The 17,710-nt window shown below is 38.2% G+C and carries 14 protein-coding genes and 1 other RNA gene; all 15 read left to right on the forward strand.

Features of this window, described 5'->3' with window-relative positions; genetic code table 11:
* The first annotated feature begins 244 nt into the window (after window positions 1–244).
* Window positions 245–1,240, forward strand: a complete 996-nt coding sequence (locus L323_RS21430; protein ID WP_020813687.1) for a hypothetical protein — start codon at window positions 245–247, stop codon at window positions 1,238–1,240.
* Window positions 1,241–1,276: 36 nt separating this feature from the next.
* Complete coding sequence (locus L323_RS21435) at window positions 1,277–1,870, forward strand: hypothetical protein (protein WP_020813688.1); 594 nt, start codon at window positions 1,277–1,279, stop codon at window positions 1,868–1,870.
* Window positions 1,871–1,889: 19 nt separating this feature from the next.
* Window positions 1,890–2,789, forward strand: a complete 900-nt coding sequence (locus L323_RS21440; protein ID WP_020813689.1) for a DUF350 domain-containing protein — start codon at window positions 1,890–1,892, stop codon at window positions 2,787–2,789.
* 399 nt (window positions 2,790–3,188) lie between these two features.
* Window positions 3,189–3,452, forward strand: an RNA gene (gene ffs / locus L323_RS40685) — signal recognition particle sRNA large type.
* Window positions 3,453–3,565: 113 nt separating this feature from the next.
* The gene (gene dnaX / locus L323_RS21445) at window positions 3,566–5,254 is read left to right on the forward strand and encodes a DNA polymerase III subunit gamma/tau (protein ID WP_020813690.1); all 1,689 of its coding nucleotides are present in this window, start codon (window positions 3,566–3,568) and stop codon (window positions 5,252–5,254) included.
* 62 nt (window positions 5,255–5,316) lie between these two features.
* Window positions 5,317–5,676, forward strand: coding sequence for a YbaB/EbfC family nucleoid-associated protein (locus L323_RS21450; protein WP_020813691.1), 360 nt, complete (start codon window positions 5,317–5,319; stop codon window positions 5,674–5,676).
* Between the two features lie 41 nt (window positions 5,677–5,717).
* The gene (recR, locus tag L323_RS21455; RefSeq protein WP_020813692.1) at window positions 5,718–6,317 is read left to right on the forward strand and encodes a recombination mediator RecR; all 600 of its coding nucleotides are present in this window, start codon (window positions 5,718–5,720) and stop codon (window positions 6,315–6,317) included.
* 240 nt (window positions 6,318–6,557) lie between these two features.
* Entirely contained in the window at window positions 6,558–8,267 is a 1,710-nt protein-coding gene (locus tag L323_RS21460) for a methyl-accepting chemotaxis protein (protein ID WP_020813693.1), read from the forward strand.
* An 82-nt stretch (window positions 8,268–8,349) separates the two neighbouring features.
* A complete protein-coding gene (locus L323_RS21465; protein WP_020813694.1) occupies window positions 8,350–9,027 on the forward strand; it encodes a response regulator transcription factor in 678 nt (225 codons plus the stop codon).
* Entirely contained in the window at window positions 9,017–10,495 is a 1,479-nt protein-coding gene (locus L323_RS21470; protein WP_020813695.1) for a HAMP domain-containing sensor histidine kinase, read from the forward strand. The genes L323_RS21465 and L323_RS21470 overlap by 11 nt, the downstream gene beginning before the upstream one ends.
* A gap of 72 nt (window positions 10,496–10,567) precedes the next feature.
* On the forward strand, window positions 10,568–12,214 hold the full coding sequence (locus tag L323_RS21475) for a putative manganese-dependent inorganic diphosphatase (RefSeq protein ID WP_020813696.1): 1,647 nt from the start codon (window positions 10,568–10,570) through the stop codon (window positions 12,212–12,214).
* A 181-nt stretch (window positions 12,215–12,395) separates the two neighbouring features.
* Window positions 12,396–13,082, forward strand: a complete 687-nt coding sequence (locus L323_RS21480) for a polyphosphate polymerase domain-containing protein (RefSeq protein ID WP_020813697.1) — start codon at window positions 12,396–12,398, stop codon at window positions 13,080–13,082.
* 24 nt (window positions 13,083–13,106) lie between these two features.
* Window positions 13,107–13,778 (forward strand): DUF4956 domain-containing protein, encoded by a 672-nt coding sequence (locus L323_RS21485; protein WP_020813698.1) that lies wholly within the window; start codon window positions 13,107–13,109, stop codon window positions 13,776–13,778.
* 15 nt (window positions 13,779–13,793) lie between these two features.
* A complete protein-coding gene (locus L323_RS21490; protein WP_020813699.1) occupies window positions 13,794–16,097 on the forward strand; it encodes a CotH kinase family protein in 2,304 nt (767 codons plus the stop codon).
* A 156-nt stretch (window positions 16,098–16,253) separates the two neighbouring features.
* Window positions 16,254–17,558 carry a hemolysin family protein gene (locus L323_RS21495; RefSeq protein WP_020813700.1) on the forward strand — a complete coding sequence of 435 codons (1,305 nt, stop codon included), beginning with the start codon at window positions 16,254–16,256 and terminating at the stop codon, window positions 17,556–17,558.
* Window positions 17,559–17,710: the final 152 nt, after the last annotated feature.

Here is a 17,710-nt window from a genome sequence, read left to right on the forward strand (position 1 = left end):
GTATTAATATCAGCAGACTCTTTTTTATATATAAAAAAAATGCCCGGCGCAAAGCCGGAGCATTTTTAGGGGGTTAAAATGTATTTTGTGGGGTCAGTTATAGTTATTGCCTTATTTACATTTTCTTATACATTTCTTCTAAAATAAAAAGAATATATATATTCTAAAAAGTGTTCATGGTATAATACTAAAAATAATACTAATTTTACATGTAAATACATTTTAAAAATGTGAGGGATAGTGTGTGAAAAAAAGAATATTAGCCATACTGCTTATTTTTGCATTTGTTTCTGTTTCATTTATGGGAGTTGATGCAAAAGGAGCGCGTTCTTTCGGCAGAAGCAGCAAGTCGTTTTCAAAATCTATCAGCAGTTATAAGAGCTCTTCATCAAGGAGTTCCGGTATTTTTAGTTCGTCTAAGGCGAAAAGCAGCACTTCTAAAAGCAGCTCAAAAAGCTTCAGCTTATTCGGGTCGTCAAAATCTAAAAGCAGCAGCTCAAGAAGTGTACCGGGTTCAAAATCTTATACAGGCTCATCAAGTAAGAAAGCCAACACCTCGGGATTTACTGCAAAGGCAGCCTCAAAAAAGAAATCCTACATGCAGGATACCTACAAGAGTCAGGTTTCAAGTAAAAGTTACAAAACCTATAAGCAAAAACTCAATAGCCAACAGCAAAAGGTTTATACTGACTCCATGAAAAGGAGCTATGGCTCAAGTTCAAGAAAAATGAATTTTGAGGATGCAATGAGAACCCGGACATCGAGAATAAATGTTTTCAACAACAGGCCTATATTTATCAATGTAAACAGATCTATGTTCGGAAGTCCTTTTTCTTACGGATATGCATATGTAGGCCCGTGGGATTTGTGGTTTCTGATGAGGGCGTCGGATTTGTTCTGGTATCATCATTGGAATGAAATATCACCTTATAGGAGCTATTTTGACCAGAATCAGTATCAGCAATTGGAAAATAGGGTAGACCAGTTGGAGAAACAGGGAGTACAGAGAGACCCTAATTACATGGAAGAAGGGGTTGACCCTGATTTACAGCTTTCACAGCAATATCAGGAACAGAATCCTGATAACGTATACTATACGGATAAGTATCCTACAAATTCATCAAGAAATACCGGAGCAGTTGTGGTAGTTATCATTATAACGTCGGTAGCACTGATAATCGTAATAAGAAAGTTATCAAAGCCAAAGCCTAAAAGCTCCCGCCATAGCAGGATATATTAGAATTTTAAACTTTAAATGGAATAGGACGTGATGTTGATGTTCGGTTTCAAAAAAAAAGATGGTCAGGATATACTGAATCCATTGAATATAAATAAAAACTCAATGGTTGAATTTAAACTCAAGGAACTTGAGGAACAGGGTTTTTTTACTTTCGGTAAAATTATACAAATGGACGTAGGCCAGAGGCCTTTTACCAGATACCTTGTTTATTCCAGATCAGAAGAGACAGAGTATGTTTTTGAGGTATACAAGGGTGAAGAGGAAGGCCAGCTGGAAACATACCTTTACTTTCTGGATGATACAGTTCCGTTCTCAGAAGAATTTTTGGATGTTGTGGGTCAGAAGTGTATAACCACTCCTGACGGCACAGAGTACGAAAGGTGTACTATGCCGGAATATGATTACAGGATAGACGGTGTGCAGGGTTCGCTGAAGGTTTATGACCTGAACTCGGAAAAAATAGAGTACGAATCGGAAGTTGAGGTATGGGATTATCAGCGTGATGCAGAAGGGATTACAGAGTATCTTAATATAGAAATGCTCAAAACTAACGGGATGTTCAGAATTTTTATAGGCCAGAGGTTTGAAGGGTCACTATACAAGGTTTACCAAGGGATGGAAGAAAAATAGCTTTTAGGGGGATAATGAGATGTTTGAATACTTTAGTTTTTTCTTGAAAGACTTGTCATTTAGTTTTGTTATATTGACGGTAGGTTTTATATTGGGGTGGGTTATTTATAATAATCTGGTTCTGAGAGATGTTTCACTAAAAGATGCACTTTTTAACAAGGATAATTTTGCAGCATGGATAGAGTTCATCGGGGCTTTTGTATTTCCGGTGCTTTATCTGTCGTCACATGCCATAAAGGGAGCTGCCAGCGATAATATACTGGTTGATCTTGCGGTTTGTACCGGATATACTGTTTTTTACGTAGTAATATTAACGCTATTAAGACTTCTATCCAAATCAATAGTAAGTCTCATAAATGCTGAAGACGGGCATGGCAAGGTGTGCCTGAATAAAGAAATATGTGAGCAGAAAAACATTGGTGCAGCTTTGTTTTCCGTTACTCTTTCAGTTATATTCGTGTCTATTATAAAGTACATAGATTTTATAGATATAATTGAAGGGGCTGGAGCATCCATACTAATAAAGATTTTGCTGTTTATAGTATTTGTTTTAGTTGCAATGGTGTGCTACAGCATGGTTTTAAGGAGAAAGACCACTCTGTTTAAGGAAATATTTATAGATAATAATGCAGCTGCTGGTATCGGACTCTTGGGGTTTGTTTTTGCGGTACAGACAATTATTACAGGAATAATTGATGCATATACAACTGACTTTGATTTAATTACAGTAGCTTTGGTAATAGCTGTTTGTCTTGTGATATACGGTATATTATCCGTATTGTTTAAAAAGATTTTTACAGCCATAGTAAAGGTGGATGTATGGAATGAAATATACGAACAGAATAATGTGGGAGCAGCATTGGGACAGGCTGCACTTTATGTTGGAATTGCAATGATAATAGTGAATTTCATAATGTAGAATAAACATTTTAGTAGGTGGGACAAAGTAAGCAAAATACATTCACACATTGTTAATATTTGTTATACAATTTTAATAATCAGTTGTAGAAAATAGTGGTATAATACTAAGTGTAAAGCCATTAAAAGCTTTTTCATTTTGTTCCTCCTTTAAACATATTGATTTTATTTTTTTTTTACATAGGGCACCCATTTATCAGGAATTATTATAAATTATATACTGAGGTGCTTTTTTTCTGTCCTAAAATAAATAGATTTGCTTGAAATTTACTTACAATAAATACATAAATTGTAAAAATAATATCTCTTGATATGGGACAGTATTTAAGTTATAATGTTAAAAGTGCACTGAACTTATTTGTTTATGAGTTTGGGAACACATTAAAAAAGCCAGTTTTGGCCGTACTAGACGGGGAGGCAGCGGTGCCCTGTACCTGCAATCCGCTATAGCAGGGTTGAATTCCCGTTTGAGGTTTTAGTGTGTAGTGCCTGCCCTTTACAAGTGGCAATGACAATTGGGTCTTGCGCAATAGAATTCTGTGAACCTCGTCAGATCCGGAAGGAAGCAGCGATAAGCAGCAAATTCTGTGTGCCGCTGGGTTACCTGATTAGAGCTAACTGTAAAGGTAACGGCTATATGCTTCTATCGATAATGGGTGTACGGCCATTCAATTTATAAAAAATCAAGCCTGTTCAAATGAACAGGCTTGTATTATATTGTAGGTAGAACACCGAGGATCCTTGAATTGCAGTGTACATAAAAGGAGGAGGTAGGATATGTCCTATACGGCACTCTATAGAAAGTGGAGGCCTCTTGTATTTGAAGATGTTGTTGAGCAGGAGCATGTTGTCAGAACAATTAAAAATACCGTAAAATCCGAGAGGATAGCTCATGCGTACCTTTTTTGCGGTACGAGAGGTACTGGTAAAACTACCATGGCAAAAATATTTGCCAGAGCCATAAACTGCCTTAACCCCAAAGAAGGGGACCCTTGCAATGAATGTGAGGTTTGCAGAGGAATTCTGGATGAATCAATTCTGGATGTTGTTGAAATAGATGCTGCATCAAATAATAGTGTTGACAACATAAGGGAAATAAGGGATGAGGTTGTTTATGCTCCCTCACAGGCAAAATATAAGGTTTATATAATAGACGAGGTTCATATGCTTTCCTCCGGTGCATTCAATGCACTGCTGAAAACCCTTGAAGAGCCCCCGGGGCATGTTGTATTCATATTGGCAACAACAGACCCCCATAAACTGCCTGCAACAATTTTGTCCAGATGTCAGAGATTTGATTTCAAGAAAATAACACCAGCAGGTATTGCCGAACGAGTAAAGGTTATTGCCCAGGCAAGCGGTATACAGATAGACGATGACGGTGCATTATTGATTGCAAGACTGGCAGACGGTGCGTTAAGAGATGCTCTTAGTATTCTTGACCAGTGTATTGCGGAAGGCAGCAACACTATAACCTATCAAAATGTACTTGATGCAATAGGGATAGTAAGTGATGATTTTATATCGGAAATAGTGGACAATATAGAGAGTAAGAATGTTGAGGGACTTGTTGCAGATGTGGAAACGCTTTCTGCCAGCGGAAGGGATATTCTACGGTTTGCATCGGATTTGGTGCTGTATTTCAGGAATCTTTTGATTTGCAAGCTTAGTATAAATCCCGAAAACATTCTGGATATCGGAAAACAGTACCTCGACAAAATGCTTGCACAGTCAGAGGCCTTTTCAAAGGAGCAACTGATTGGAATAATAAAGGAGCTGTCTTCCTTTGAAACACAGCTCAAATATGCGTTAAACCAAAGAGTATTCCTTGAAGTTATGCTTATTTCAATAAGTGTAGGAAGTTACGGCCAGAGCGGCGGCGATAATAGTCTGGCAGATAGGATAGCTAATCTTGAAAGTGCAGTTAGAACAGGGGCTGTGGCTTTAGCACCTTCTGCCAAAGACGGAAGCAGTGTACCGGTTCAAACGAAGGCAGTGAATAGCAGCCCTATTTCAGCTGGGAAAAAGTTGGACAACGTGCCTCCTGTATCCGGCAGTTCAGCTTCTAAAGCTTCAGTCAAAAGTAATTCCTATAGTGAACTGGAGGAATGGGCCAATGTACTGTCTGACCTTAAAGCCAACAGGAGGATGATGCTGTTATCGTATCTTACATCTACGAAAGCAGTAGCTGCTGATGAGTCTACGGTTCTTGTGGTATTCCCGCCTGCAGTAGTCTCACTGAAGGAAATTGTATCAAAGGCCGAGCATATTGATGTACTTGAAAATGCTTTGGAGAGAAGACTCGGGAGACATATCCGCGTAAAGGTAGTAGATGAGGAATCACTGGAAAGCATGGTTCAAAGTCAACCTTCTTCTGCAAAGAATTCAGAAGAAAACCCATTGGTAAAGCTGACAAGGGAAATTTCAGACAGATTGAATGTCCCGCTTGATATAATAGATGAATAGGATATAATATAAATTGATAAATTTGTAAACTATTAAATTTAAAATAACAGGAGGAAGTGCAGATGGCAAGAGGTGGATTCCCAGGAGGCGGTTTCGGAGGCGGTATGGGCGGAAACATGAACAACCTGATGAAACAGGCCCAGAAGATGCAGAAGGATATGGAGAAGGCACAACAGGACTTGGAAAACAAGACTGTTGAGGTTTCAGTTGGAGGAGGAGCAATAAATATAGTTGCTACAGGTAAAAAGGAAATCAAGGAAATTACTATCAAGCCTGAGGTTGTTGATCCTGATGATGTTGAAATGCTTCAGGATTTGATTCTGAGTGCTGTTAATGAGGCACTGAGAAAGGCCGATGAGCTGGCTAACTCCGAAATGAGTAAAATAACAGGCGGATTAGGCGGTTTACCGGGAATGTTTTAAAAATGCGGTCATTCAGGGCATGCCCCTGTGGAGGTTAATAAATGGAATATTATGCAGTTCCCGTTGCAAAGTTGGTAGAGGAATTTCAGAAACTTCCCGGCATTGGACACAAGTCGGCACAGCGTCTGGCTTTTCATGTAATAAATATGCCCATGGAAAAGGTTCAAAAGCTGTCCGATTCAATACTGGAAGCAAAGCAAAAGACAAGATACTGCTCGATTTGCAGCAACCTTACCGATATTGATCCTTGCCCACTGTGCAGCGGAACTTCGAGAGATAAATCGGTTATATGTGTAGTTCAGGACCCCCGTGATGTTGTTGCTATGGAGAGGACACGTGAATTCAAAGGGCTGTATCATGTTCTACATGGTGCTATTTCTCCAATGCAGGGAATCGGGCCTGAGGAAATCCGTATCAAGGAATTGATTTCAAGATTGGGCAGCGGAGAAGTAAAAGAAGTAATTCTTGCAACCAATCCCAATGTTGAAGGCGAAGCAACTGCAATGTATGTATCAAAGCTTATAAAGCCTTTAGGGGTAAAAGCCACCAGGATAGCACATGGAATACCTGTAGGCGGCGATTTAGAATATGCCGATGAGGTTACACTTGCAAAGGCTCTGGAAGGTCGGCGGGAAATATAATATGTAAAATAATGTAAGTATCATAGAATCGTGGTTAGAAGGATAATAGAAATTCCTTCCGACCATGATTTTTTTGTGGCCGAGTTATCCGAAGATTGAAAACCTCTATTTTTTTACAAAATTCAACAAAATCCTATTTTAATTAACATAACATGGTGATATACTAATTATGATATTTTCGATTACTTTCCTTTAATGGGTTTAAACTGCCCAAAATAAAATCTGCGTGGGGGATTACATATGTTGAATAAAGTTAAAATAGGCCTTAGGTTGTCATTGGGATATGTAGTAATAATACTCATTTCTGTTACTTTAGTCATACTGTCGCTAATGGCACTTCAGAGGATGGACGAATTATCAGATAAAATTTACTTTAATTCCTTTGCAGCTAGGGTAGCGACACTGGAAGCAGAGGGAAATATTTTTGCAATTAACAGATCAATGAAGGATGTTGTGTTATCTGATAATACAGAGCAGCTTGAAACAGCAATTAATGATATAGATAAATATACTGGAGAAATCAAACAAAATTTTGAAGATTTACAAAAAGCATTTACTGGAGACAAATCACTGGTAGATGGTCTGGTAAAGTCTTTTAATGAATGGACTGCTATTCGTGATGAAATAATTAAGTTAACAAAGGAAGGGGACAAGGATCAAGCTGTGGAGAATAGCAGGACAAACAGTGAAGAACAAATAAAAAAAATAGAAGATTATGTTCACAATTTGACTGAAGTTACTAAACATGATGCCGAAAGCTTTAACAATGAAATTTCTTATACAAACCAGGCTTCAAGAATTTTCATATTTATTCTATTAGCAGCGTCAATAGTTGTGAGTATTTTGGTAGCAATTTTCCTTACCCTGAGTATTACTAAACCTATTAATCTGTTGAATGGGCTGGTGAATCGTGTAGCTGATGGTGACTTAACAATCGAATATAAAAAGGAGCTTAAGGGGAGAGACGAAATAACGAAATTGGCGGTATCTTTCAAGACAATGTTGAATAATCTGAAAATGTTGGTTTCTCAGGCTTCAGAAAGTGCAACTACTATTGCATCCTCATCCCAGCAGCTGATGGCTGGAACTCAAACGGCAACCACAGCATCTGAAGAAATTGCAAATTCAGTACAGGAAGTGGCAGCAGGGGCAGAAAACCAGAATAACAGGTTAAAGGATGTAGCCCACACAATGTCAGAATTTTCAAAAGGTGCTGAACAAACAGCTGTGAATATGCAGGATATTGCAAGTGAGGTAAGCAATGTAAATAAGCTATCTGATAACGGCAAACGTGACTTGGATTTGATAATATCCCAGATGAATGTTATTAACAAAACTTCTCAGGAATCTGTAGATAGTGTTAAAAATCTGGAGGAAAAATCAAAATCAATACAGGGAATAATTGAAGTAATAACAAATATTTCAGCACAAACAAATTTGTTGGCATTAAATGCAGCCATTGAGGCAGCACGTGCAGGAGAACAGGGAAAAGGATTTGCGGTTGTAGCTGATGAAATAAGGAAACTGGCAGAGCAGTCTGGAAACTCAACTAAGGATATTTCGGCTATTATAATTGAAATACAACAGGACATATTGAATGTTATTAAAGCGATTGAAGAAGAAGAGAAGGATATAGAAGCAGGATTGGAAAGAGTAAGTTTGGCAAACCACTCCTTTGACAGGATTCTGGCAGGAATAAGCGAAATTTCAAACAGAGTACAGGATGTTTCTGCGGTGGCACAGCAGATGTCAGCGGGGACTGAACAGATAGTAAACTCTATAAATTCCATTTCGGATATTTCGGGAGAAAATGCAGCTATCTCGGAGGAAGTGACAGCTTCTGTAGAGGAGCAAACCTCTACAATGGAAGAAATAACTGCATCTGCCGAATCCCTTGCAGAATTATCGGGTAGCCTTCTGCAAACAGTATCAAAATTTAAAATGAAATAAGGGCAATGAATCAAGGACATCCTTTTAATGGCATAATGATGTATAATTAGTATATTGTACTGTTTTGTTTAATGGAGGATGCATGTATAAAATTCTGATTGTTGATGATGAGGCCGGAATAAGGGCTATTATTAAAAAATATGCGGTTTTCGAGGGACATGAGGTTGTGGAAGCGGCGGACGGAATGGAAGCAATTCAGGTGTGCAGGGAAATGCAATTTGATATTATTGTGATGGATGTAATGATGCCTGAACTTGATGGTTTCTCCGCCTGTAAGGAAATAAGAAAGTTTTGTATGACCCCGGTCCTTATGCTTTCTGCGCGGGGAGAAGAGTATGACAAAATCCACGGCTTTGAACTTGGGATAGACGATTATGTAGTAAAACCTTTTTCTCCAAAAGAACTTATGATGAGAATAAATGCGATTGTGAAAAGAAGCAGGGGTACATCTGAAACAGAAAACAAAAAAGATATTTTTACTTTTGAAGGTTTGACAGTGGATTTTACGGGAAGGCTTGTATATATTGATAACGAAAAAATTGATATGTCTCCCAAGGAATATGATTTGTTTTTCTATATGGTTAAAAACAGGGGAATTGCACTCACTAGAGAGAGGCTTATAACAGATGTCTGGGGATATGATTTTTTCGGAGATGACCGTACACTTGACACTCACATAAAGCTTTTAAGAAAAAGTCTGGGTGATTACAGTAAAAATATAGTTACCCTAAGAGGGGTGGGCTATAGATTTGAGACGTGACAAAGTAAGCATAAAATACAAGATATTCCTTTACCTTACAGCCTTTGTCGCAGTAATGCTCATATTACTATGGCTGTTTCAGATAGTTTTTCTTGATGATTTCTACAAGCAGATTAAAATTCATAGTATTAAGTCAATGGCTGAGACTATCGAAAATAACGTAGGCACCGAGAATTTTCAGGAATTTCTTTCTTCATTATCTCGAGAGGAAGACGCCTGCATAAAAATATTGGACGACAGCGGAAAAACAAAGTATTCAGTAGAATCGCAGCCAAATTGCATTATACATAAGCTGCCACCCTCTGAATTATTCAGGCTTTACAGTAGTGCAGAACAAAATGGCGGCTCATACCTGGAAGTATTCTCAATGGATAAGACAATGGAAAAGCGTGGTCCTGCAGGTTATCCTTTTACTAATGGCTTTGCACCTCTGGGAAACCTACCGGGTAATATAATTTACGTTAAAATAGTAAGCACAGGTGACGGTTCACATAGCATTATAATGTTGAATTCAACTATAACTCCCGTAAATGCCACCGTAAATACATTGAGAATCCAGTTAATATGGGTTACCGGAATAACCTTGCTGCTGGCTTTGTTAATGGGGCTTTTCATTTCAAGAAAAGTTTCTGACCCTATAATCAAAATTAACAGCTCAGCAAAGGAACTTGCAAAAGGGAACTATGAAACTTCCTTTCCTGGTCGGGGGTATCTGGAAATAACTGAGCTTAACGACACTCTCAATTACGCGGCAAAAGAACTTTCAAAGGTGGAGGGGCTGCGCAGGGAGTTAATTGCAAATATATCCCATGATTTGAGAACTCCTCTTACTATGATAACGGGGTATGGCGAGGTTATGCGGGATCTTCCCGGAGAAAATACACCAGAAAATGTTCAGATAATAATCGATGAAGCAAAAAGGCTTACCACCCTTGTAAATGATATTCTGGATATATCCCAGCTTCAATCAGGTACCCGTAAAATCAATATTGAGACATTCAATATTACGGAAAGTATTAGGAGAATACTTCAAAGGTATAATAAGCTTATCGAACAGGAAGGCTACAGGATAGATTTTAAAAGTGATAAGGATATATGGGTAAATGCTGATTCGGTTAAAATTTCACAGGTAATATACAACCTGATTAATAATGCCATAACATACACTGGGGCGGATAGAACGGTTACTATTATTCAAAGTAGTACTCCCAAGGGCGTGAAGGTTGAAATTACAGATACAGGAGAAGGTATATCCGAAGAAATGCTTCCACTTATATGGGACAGATACTACAAGATTGACAAGGCTCATAAGAGAGCAGCAATCGGAACGGGTCTGGGACTTTCGATAGTAAAGTCAATACTGGATATGCACGGGGCCGAATATGGAGTGGAAAGTGAGTTAGGTAAGGGAAGCACTTTTTGGTTTGAATTGACATTAAATAAAAACATTGAGTTTGAGATTACATAAGTTTATTGCAGTGAAAATTCTATTAGTGTACAATAAAACTGCAAATATCGGTAATTTGGAGGAATGCTATAATTGAAAGATATAATATATATTACCGGACATAAAAATCCGGACACAGACTCAATATGTTCAGCTATTGCCTACGCAGAATTAAAAAAAAGACATGCTGCCCATGCAGTTCCCATTAGAATAGGAGATATAAACAAGGAAACAGAATTCGTACTAAAATATTTTGGAGTAGAGGTACCGGAATACCGTGAAACCGTCAGAACACAGATATCAGATCTTGATATTGACGTAATAAGTCCTGTTTCGGAGGATATATCTATTAAGGCAGCTTGGAGCATAATGGTAAAGAATAATGTAAAAGTTCTCCCTGTAGCAGATGTTAAGGGGAAGCTTACCGGTATAATTACACTGTCTGATATTACCGGAAGTTATCTGGATGCACTTGAAAATAATATTCTATGCGCCAGTGGAACACCTTGCAGGAATATAATGGATACACTTGCTGCAAAGCTGGTTTGCGGAAATGAAGAAGAATTTAAATCTGCGGGTAAGGTTGTTATAGCGGCCATGGCACCTGAGGATATGGTACCTTTCGTTGACAAAGGAGATATTGTTCTGGTGGGAAGCAGAAAGGACAGTCAGCTTAAGGCCATAGAGATTGGTGCAAGCAGTCTGATAATTACCTGCGGTGCAACGGCGGATGAGGAAGTAATACGGTATGCCGAGGAAAAAGGCTGCATAGTAATGGATACCTACTACGATACCTTTACTACTGCAAGGCTTATCAACCAAAGTATTCCTGTCAGTCATATCATGACTAAGGAACAACTAATCAGTTTCAATATCAATGACTATATAGACAATATCAAGGATAAAATGCTTAAAACCAGATACCGTAGTTATCCTGTAGTTGATGATAAAGGTATTATCAAGGGTTTTATTTCAAGATATCATCTTATTACACAACGTCGAAAAAAGGTAATTCTCCTTGACCATAATGAAAGAGCACAGACCATTGACGGTATAGACCAGGCGGACATACTTGAAATCATAGACCATCACAGAATAGGCGATATTCAGACCGGGTACCCTATATTCTTCAAAAATGATGCAGTAGGAAGTACTTCTACATTAATTGCCAATATGTTTTTTGAAAACGGTATGAATCCGTCCAAAAGTGTAGCAGGTCTTTTATGTGCAGCCATTATATCAGATACTATGAAATTTAAATCCCCCACAAGCACATATGCAGACGAGTTGGCTGCAAGCAGGCTTGCAAAAATAGCGGACATTAATATAGACGAATTTGCAACATCTTTGTTTAAAGCAAATGCATCCCTTCAGGGAATGACTCCTCAGACAATCCTTGATTACGACTTTAAGGATTTTGTATTCAACAAATATAAAATAGGAATAGGACAAATAAATTCCAACGACTCAGAGGGTCTTCAAAAGATAAAGGACGAATTGCTGAAGCATATGAGAACTGTTCTGGAAAACAAGGATTATAACCTCATTTTGCTATTGGTTACGAATATAATAAAAGAGGGCTCAGAACTTCTGTTTGTAGGAGACGACCACGCTGCCCTGATGGAAAAAGCCTTTAATATAAAATCAGGGGAAAACAGTGCTTTCCTAAAAGGTGTAGTTTCCAGGAAAAAACAGGTTGTTCCACAGATTTCAAGTACCATTCAAAGGGAATCCATTTAAAAACCGTATTTAATAACAAGGTATCAGTGTACATAAGTGTATAACTGGTACCTTTTTGTTTTCAATTTCGTAACAATTCTACTTCCAGAATTCATCTAATGTTCAGAGAATCATCACATTTTAAAGATAATATTTTTATGTAATTGTAATGCCGGGTTTTAAAAAATTCGGGAGGTGAAACATGGAAGAATTAAAATTAAGGCATGAAATAAAGCATGAAATTTCAACAACTGACTACATTGCCTTGCAGCACCGGCTTAAATTTATAGCCCAAAAAGACCCAAATGTTGATGAAAGCGGCAGATATAAAATCAGAAGTTTGTATTTTGATAATTTTGATGATAAAGCACTTAAAGAAAAGATTATAGGCCTGAATAACAGAGAGAAATTCAGAATCCGTTATTACAATGGTGACACCCGGTATATCAAGCTTGAAAAGAAAGGAAAAATAAACGGACTGTGTTACAAAAAGTCAACTCCATTGACAACGGAACAATGTGAACAAATAATTAACGGTGACATAAAATGGATGAGATTTTCCGGGAATCCGCTGTTGGTTGAATTGTATACCAAAATGAATTTTCAACAGTTAAGACCGAGAACTCTGGTGGATTATATCAGGGAACCGTATATTTATAAACCGGGTAACGTAAGAATTACTTTTGACAGCGGCATAAAGACCGGTCTCAATTCTAAAGAGCTTTTTAATCAACAATCTACTGGAATGAATGTTCACAACCTTAACAAAATCATATTGGAAGTAAAATTTGATGAATTTCTGCCGGAAATTATCAGGGACGTCATTCAGCTAGGGCAGAGGCAGAATTCAGCGTTTTCAAAATATGCAGCCTGCAGGATATTTGGCTAATCTAAAATCAGGAGGATTAAGTAAATGAATTTTAATGATATTTTTAAATCTAATTTTATTGAAAAGGTTTCATCTTTTTCACCTTTGGATATGGTAATCGCATTGGCGGTTTCCTTTGCACTTGGACTATTTATATTTTATGTTTACAAGAAAACCTTTAATGGTGTAATGTACTCCGCAAGCTTTGGAGTTTCCCTACTGGCAATGACACTTATAACCACGCTGATAATACTGGCGGTAACATCCAACGTTATTCTTTCCCTTGGTATGGTTGGTGCATTGTCAATTGTACGTTTCAGGTCGGCTATAAAGGAACCAATGGACATAGCATTCCTGTTCTGGTCCATTTCCGCAGGTATTGTGACAGGTGCAGGGCTTATACCACTGGGTGTATTCGGCTCATTGTTCATAGGAGTGGTTATGGTATTGTTCGTAAACAAGAAAACCACTGATAATCCGTACATCTTGGTAGTAAATTGTACTGACGAAAAAGCAGAAAAGCTGGTCAACAGTGCCATAAGTGATAATGTTAAAAAGCACATGATTAAATCAAAGGCTGTTACCACAAGCGGAATTGAACTCACTGTAGAAGTCAGACTAAAAGACAGTACGACTGAGTTTGTAAACAGAATTTCAGATATCGGAGGAGTAACAAACACAGTACTTGTAAGCTATAACGGGGAGTACATGTCATAAATTTGGAGGCAGCTTATGATAACCAGCAAATATATAAATATACTTATTGCTGTTGTTCTGCTCGTGGTGGTTGTATTTACCGGAATTTTTATGACTGTTCCTGACTCAATAGGAATAGCCACTGAAAATTCCCAGCCTGAATATGTCACAAAGTTGTTTAATAAGGATAAGATAATTTCTATTGATATAAAGGCGGATAAGAACGATTGGGAAAACATGCTGAAAAATGCAACAGGTGAAGAGTATATACAATGTGATGCAACTATCAACGGTATAACCTATAAATCAGTGGGTATAAGGCCTAAAGGTAATTCGAGCTTATCCATGGTAGCAAACAGCGATTCAGACAGATACAGCTTTAAATTGGAGTTCGACCACTATATAAAAGGACAAACTTGTATGGGGATGGACAAAATGGTTATAAACAATATACAGGCAGATTCCACATATATGAAGGAATACCTTTCTCTTGATATGATGTCCTATATAGGTGTTACTACTCCTTTGTTTGCCTACACAGATGTAACTATAAACGGAGAAAAGTGGGGCTTCTATCTTGCAGTTGAGGCTATGGAGGAATCCTTCGCCGAGAGAAATTATGGTGACGATTTCGGGAAATTGTATAAGCCCGAAACTATGGGGGACCGGGGAAATGGAATGATGAAGGATTTTCCGGGCAATCAGGAAGGTCAGAAGGATATTAAACGGGAAAACGGAAATCAGCAGCAACAATCAGAAGCAGTTTCAGGTGCCACTGCCAAAGGCGATGGAATGAATGGCAAAACAAAAACAGCTGATACAAAAAATAATAATCAAGACCAACAAAAAGGCGCAAATAATCAGAATCAGAATCAGGGCGCAAATCAGGGAGGTCCCGGAGGGTTCCCGGGAGGGCCGGGATTCGGCGGATTTGGAAATAATCAAGGCGGAGGGGCAGACCTGAAATATATTGATGATAAAATAAGCAGTTATTCAAACATATTTGAAGGGGAAATATTTAAAGGTACTGATGCAGACTATAAAAGAGTTATAAAAGCCATTGAGAATTTAAACAACGGAACAGAACTTGAAAAATATATCAATGTTGATGAATGCCTTAGATATTTTGCAGTAAATACAGTGGTAGTTAATCTGGACAGTTATTTCAGCAATATGAAGCATAACTATTATCTCTATGAGGACAACGGTCAGCTTTCAATGCTCCCGTGGGATTATAATCTTGCTTTTGCAGGATTTCAGTCGGGGTCGGCGTCTGCAGCGGTAAACTTCCCTATAGACACGCCCGTATCAGGAATTGAAATGTCTGAGAGGCCGATTTTGAACAAACTTCTTGAAGTTGATGAGTATAAGGCAAAATATCATAATTATCTGCAGGACATACTTAACGGGTATTTTGACAACGGAGAATTTGACAAAAAAGTGGATAAACTGAATTCATTGATTGGGGAGTATGTTAAAAATGATTCAACGGCATTTTTTTCATATGACAAATATACCGCAGGTATAGCTATGCTGAAAGAATTCGGCAAGCTAAGAGCAAAAAGTATTCAGGGACAGCTTGGCGGAAGTATTCCATCAACTACCCAAGGACAGTCAAAGGCTTCTGACAAATTAATGGATGCATCTGCAATAAACCTTTCAGTTATGGGGACACAAGGCGGAGGCGGCAGAATGGGCAAAGACGGTGCAAATCAACCGCAAGGAAAACAGCAACAAGGTGATAATCAAATGCCCCAAGATGGAATGAAACCGCCTCAAGGAAATCAGCAGCAGGGTGATGGTCAATTTACACAGGGAGGCATGGAACCGCCCCAAGGGAACCAACAGCAAGGTGATGGTCAAATGCCACAGGGAGGCATGGAACCGCCTCAAGGAAATCAGCAGCAGGGTGATAATCAAATGCCCCAAGATGGAATGAAACCACCCCAAGGGAACCAACAGCAAGGTGATGGTCAAATGCCGCCGGGTAATATGCAGGGCTTCGGGGATATGCCTGACAGGGATGTGATGATGCAGGCGATGAAGATAATACAATCCGCCAACGGAAAAGATTTGACCGATGAACAACTACAGCAGTTAAAAGCACTAGGATTGACTGACGAACAGATAAATTTTGTCAAAAATATGTCCTTTGGAAATGGAGGCATGAGGGGAGGCGGATTTCAGCCACCAAATGGCAAAAATGATATAGGAACTCATAATATGCAGTCAGCAACCCGAATGTCAGGTGAGGATGCTGTGGTATTGGGGGTTTGTTTATTATTTATGTCAGTGGGACTGTTGTTTGTCATAAAATTTAAACGTAGAAAAAGCAGTTGATAAATATATCTGGCCAAAATGAGAAAAGCTATAATAAACAAGGTTTTGGGACTGTTTCCATGAGTTGACACAAAATTTGCTTTTTAGTATATTAGGTTTATACGAGACGGTTGCGTAAATAAACTTTGCATATATATAGCGTGGAGGTTGGATTATTTGTTAACTAAAGTTTTACTGCTTGTGGTTCTTGTACTGTTAAACGCATTTTTTTCGGGGTCTGAGATTGCCCTCATTTCTTTGAATGACAAAATAATTAAGAAGCAGGCGGAAGAGGGAGATAAAAAAGCAAAACAGCTCTATAGCTTTCTTAGCGAGCCAAGCAGGTTTTTGGCAACCATTCAGATAGGTATAACATTGGCAGGTTTCCTTGCAAGTGCATTTGCAACGGAAAGCTTTGTGGACGACTTAACGGGATTATTAGTAAAGGCAGGTTTGCCGGTTGCTGAATCTGTTATCAGAAGTATTTCGCTAGTAGTGATTACTATAATCCTTTCGTACTTTACATTGGTTTTTGGTGAGTTGATACCTAAGAGATTGGCTATGCAAAAGGCTGAGTTCTTAGCTAACATTGCAGTAGGCCCATTGATGTTCCTATCCCGAGTAACAAATCCTTTTGTAAGATTTCTGACGTTTTCAACAAACTTCTTTATCAAGATTTTTGGCGGAAATCCGGCAGGCGGGGACGATGAAAAAGTAACCGAGGAAGAAATCAGGATGATGATGGAAGTCGGCGAAGAGAGAGGCGTTATACAGGATTCTGAAAAGGAAATGATTGACAATATATTTGAGTTTGATAATAAACACGTATCGGAGATAATGACGCATCGTACAGATATCGATGGTATCCCTGTGGATTCAGACCTTGAATATGTTTTATACGTCATGAACCGGGACAAATACACCAGAGTTCCTGTTTACAGTGAAAATTTGGATAATGTTGTGGGCATATTGCATGTAAAGGATTTATTGGAGTACACACAAAATAATGCTAAGGATTTTAGTCTGAAAAAAATTACAAGAAGTGCATACTTCGTTCCGGAATCAAAGAGAACTGACGAGTTATTCAAAGAAATGCAGAAGAACAAGGTTCATCTGGCAGTTGTAATAGATGAGTACGGTGGTACATCAGGAATAGTTACTATAGAAGATTTGCTGGAAGAAATAGTTGGAAACATATTTGACGAATACGATGTAGAACAAAAAGATATAGAATATCTCGAAAATGACACTTATGTGTTCGGTGGTGCAATCGATCTTGACAGGGTTGAGGAAGTATTGGATGAGGATCTTCCCGTAGACGAATTTGATACCTTGGGAGGTTTTATTCTAAAGCTTCTGGGTCGAATACCAAAAGTAGATGAGAAACCTATTGTCCAGTATGAAAATATAGTTTTTAGAGTAACCGAAATGGAAGGTAGGAGAATAGTAAAGGTACAGGCCAGTAAAAAGGAAAATGTTTAAAAAAGAGTTATTAGACTGTCTCACACAGATTATTGAATCTTGTTGAGGCAGTTTTTTATATTCTCATTATTAATTATTTTAATCCATATTTCATAAAAATTAATAAATTAGTTAAAAAAATTAAAAATAATATTGACATTATATAAGATTGA

It is taken from the genome of Ruminiclostridium papyrosolvens C7 (genome assembly GCF_000421965.1).
Classification (GTDB): domain Bacteria; phylum Bacillota; class Clostridia; order Acetivibrionales; family DSM-1351; genus Ruminiclostridium; species Ruminiclostridium papyrosolvens_A.

Excerpts from the sequence above, each read along its gene's own strand:
- L323_RS21485 (WP_020813698.1), top strand. The coding sequence starts at position 13,107 with ATGAATTTTAATGATATTTTTAAATCTAATTTTATTGAAAAGGTTTCA.
- L323_RS21440 (WP_020813689.1), top strand. The coding sequence starts at position 1,890 with ATGTTTGAATACTTTAGTTTTTTCTTGAAAGACTTGTCATTTAGTTTT.
- L323_RS21460 (WP_020813693.1), top strand. The coding sequence starts at position 6,558 with ATGTTGAATAAAGTTAAAATAGGCCTTAGGTTGTCATTGGGATATGTA.
- recR (WP_020813692.1), top strand. The coding sequence starts at position 5,718 with ATGGAATATTATGCAGTTCCCGTTGCAAAGTTGGTAGAGGAATTTCAG.
- L323_RS21480 (WP_020813697.1), top strand. The coding sequence starts at position 12,396 with ATGGAAGAATTAAAATTAAGGCATGAAATAAAGCATGAAATTTCAACA.
- L323_RS21490 (WP_020813699.1), top strand. The coding sequence starts at position 13,794 with ATGATAACCAGCAAATATATAAATATACTTATTGCTGTTGTTCTGCTC.
- L323_RS21435 (WP_020813688.1), top strand. The coding sequence starts at position 1,277 with ATGTTCGGTTTCAAAAAAAAAGATGGTCAGGATATACTGAATCCATTG.
- dnaX (WP_020813690.1), top strand. The coding sequence starts at position 3,566 with ATGTCCTATACGGCACTCTATAGAAAGTGGAGGCCTCTTGTATTTGAA.
- L323_RS21465 (WP_020813694.1), top strand. The coding sequence starts at position 8,350 with ATGTATAAAATTCTGATTGTTGATGATGAGGCCGGAATAAGGGCTATT.
- L323_RS21450 (WP_020813691.1), top strand. The coding sequence starts at position 5,317 with ATGGCAAGAGGTGGATTCCCAGGAGGCGGTTTCGGAGGCGGTATGGGC.